The organism is Streptomyces sp. ADI95-17, from assembly GCF_003846175.1.
GTDB lineage: Bacteria > Actinomycetota > Actinomycetes > Streptomycetales > Streptomycetaceae > Streptomyces > Streptomyces sanglieri.
The window spans coordinates 87,892-90,676 of the sequence record NZ_ML123058.1 but is presented as its reverse complement, the minus strand read 5'-3'; the positions used below and the strand labels follow the sequence as shown (position 1 = coordinate 90,676).

Annotated in this window: 4 pseudogenes; 2 read left to right on the top strand and 2 right to left on the bottom strand. The window is 64.8% G+C overall.

Features of this window, described 5'->3' with window-relative positions:
- Positions 1-822 precede the first annotated feature (822 nt).
- A pseudogene (locus tag EES42_RS47205) lies at positions 823-1,092 on the bottom strand (hypothetical protein); the annotation flags it as partial.
- Positions 1,093-1,159: 67 nt separating this feature from the next.
- A pseudogene (locus EES42_RS44255) lies at positions 1,160-1,498 on the bottom strand (transposase); the annotation flags it as partial.
- Between EES42_RS44255 and EES42_RS47805 the strand changes: the two are divergent.
- Positions 1,451-2,011 (top strand): annotated as a pseudogene (locus tag EES42_RS47805) (helicase associated domain-containing protein); the annotation flags it as partial. The pseudogenes EES42_RS44255 and EES42_RS47805 overlap by 48 nt on opposite strands.
- A gap of 122 nt (positions 2,012-2,133) precedes the next feature.
- Positions 2,134-2,499: pseudogene (locus EES42_RS44245) on the top strand (transposase); the annotation flags it as partial.
- Positions 2,500-2,785 lie beyond the last annotated feature (286 nt).

Genomic DNA, 2,785 nt, shown 5'->3' with positions numbered 1-2,785 from the left:
GCCCCACTCCCACTCAGGACCCGCACCTCTGTGTCCCAGGCCCACGCAAAGGGTGGGCCCGGGACGCCAGCCGACCTGTACAGCCCCTGCTCCGTACCCGTGCTCTCTGCCGCGAGACGCACACGGAATCCCACCCAGATCACCAGGCCGACGGAATCCCTCGGAGCATTTCCCAGGCTACTTGTACTTGTACGTGGCGTGAGCCACCGTGTTTACAGGCCACCAAAAGTCACCCGTGCCCTGCGAAGCGAACGAACCGGTCCCGGAGTTCGAAGCCCGGTAGGTCCATTTCTTCGTCGCCTTGAGCTTGACCGTAGGGGTCGAACACGTCTTGGTTTTTTTGCATCCAGCTATCTTGCTGACGAAAGTCTTTCCATTGTTACCCGAAAGCGCAATGGACGGCCTCTGGGTTTTCATTTTATGCGCGCAAACCTGCTTCGCGTTTGCATAGATGGTACCCCCGGAGCGCCACATCTTCACCGTGTTGGTGCAGCCGTAGTACGACTTCCCCTTACCCGTCGTAGCCGCCTGCGCCGAAGTAGAAGAAAGTAGGATGGAAGCAACGACGGCTGCCCCTACACCTATGCTCTTCAGGCCACGCTTCACGATTTCCTCCCCGTTTCGATTCGAAAATCGAATCATTTCACGAACATCGATCTTGGTCGAAACCGACTTTACCACACAGCCCTGATCACGTCTCTGATTTCACGCAAACGGGCGTCAGCGGGAGGGCCAGTGAGGGTTCCGGTGAAATAGAGATGGGACTGAACCTCAAGTACCCCTCAAGTGCTTACCGAATGGCATCGAAACCCATCCCAATATTCAGCCACTTCGCCAATGGAACGAATCCGGCAAATGGTTCACATTTAACACCCTGGAGTTCAGGGCGAATGCGCTCTCAGGCGGTGAGATCGAGAGGGCGGTTGCGTGCTCGGGGCGTGACCGGTAGTGGTCGGTTGCGGCGGCGATGTTGGTCCAGCCGGCTTGGCGCATGAGGCCGATGGCCAGATTCCGCATCGTGGCCATGGCGCGCGGCGCGGTGCCGGTGCGCACGCGTGAGGCGTCCTCGCCGTAGGTCACGTCTCTGACGTGAGGTGACCCCGGCGGTGTGGACACCACTGAGCCCTTTCCAATCTGGCGGGGGTGACCGCGCGTTGGAAGCGAGGAAGTGTTCGGCCTTGTGTTCGTAGCGGCGGTGCAGACGTCGGCAGCCAGCCATCCAGGACACGGTCCGCTCGACCAGCCAGCGGTGGCGTCCGAGTCGCTGTGAGGACTCGATGCCCTTGCGGGCAATGCGGTGTCGGATACCGCGGGTGCCGAGCCATCGGCGCAGGTGGTCGTAGTCGTAGCCCTTGTCCGCGTGGAGCCTTTCGGGCCTTCGGCGGCGTGGATCTCGGCGGGATCGGATGGGCGGGATGCCGCGCACGAGCGGCTGGAGGCCGAGGCTGTCGTGCATGTTCGCGCCGGATATACCCAGCGACAGCGGCAGTCCGTTCCGGTGGCGCTGAGCAGGGCGGCGGCCGGGGTGCTGCGGTTCAGTGAGGACCGCGATCCGGCGGTGCTGGCCCAGTTCGTGCGGCTGCGGGTCATCGATCCGGAAGGGGCGTACTGGCGGCGTGGGATCGAGGCGGCCGGGCGGTGGCTGCGCGAGACCGGGAACGCCGTGCTGCGGGTGCCGTACACGGTCGTCACGCCGGAGGACTGGGGCAGGGTGGGCGGGTATCCGCTCGGGCAGTGGATCCCCGAGCAGCGCCGTTCCTACACGGCCGGGACGCTGGGGGCCGGGCGGGTGGTCGAGCTGGAGAAGCTCGGGATGGTCTGGTCCGAGCAGGACGCGGCCTGGGCGGACGGGATCGCCGTCGCCAAGGAATACGCCGTGGTGCACGGCCACTTCCTCCCGTCGACCACCGCAGTGTGGGAGGGGCATCCGATCGGGGTGTGGGCGAAGAACGCGAGAGCGGCGGCCCGCAGGGCGCGGGAGAACGAGGAGCTGCGCGCGGCCGGTTGTCCCGTGCCCTCGGCGGCCGGGGCGATGACCGAGGCGCGGCGGGACGAGCTGGATGCGATCGATCCGGGGTGGTGCCCGGTGTGGGACACCGGGTGGCAGCGCTGCTACCGGCTCGTCCAGATGCCGGTGCCGGCCTCTCGGAAAACGCCATGGGAATACGTCTCCTCGACCAGGCCAAGAAGACGTACCCGACCATCGCGAAAAGCTGGGTCGACACCGGCTTCAAGAACGCCGTCATCGAGCACGGCGCCACCCTCGGAATCGACGTCGAGGTCGTCAACCGCAACCCAGAGAAACGCGGCTTCCACGTCGTCAAAAGGCGCTGGGTGGTCGAGCGCAGCATCGGATGGCTCATGATGCACCGCCGCCTCGCCCGCGACTACGAGACCCTCACCACCAGCTCCGAAGCCATGATCCACATCGCCTCGATCGACAACCTCGCCAAACGCATAACGGACGAAGCCACCCCCACCTGGCAAGGAACCTACTAGAGCAGAAAGGGCAATCCGCCTAGATCAAACGCCCTCTGAGAGCACGGCGCCTTGTGGTTCAGGGGGCTCACCGCTGTTGCGCGATGTCGTTCAGATCGCCGGATCAAGGCCTTCTCCGGGGCGCTCGCGCCGGCTGGTGTCCCGTCGGTCTGCAGGCTCAGGCTGCCGAGGCCTTGACGCCGCCCTTGCCCCGGTAGTCCGGGGTCTGCGTCTTCTTCTGGGACTGCTTGTGCTGCTCGGTACGTGTCGTGGTCGTGGCGGTGGTTTTCTTCTTCTCGGCCCGGAG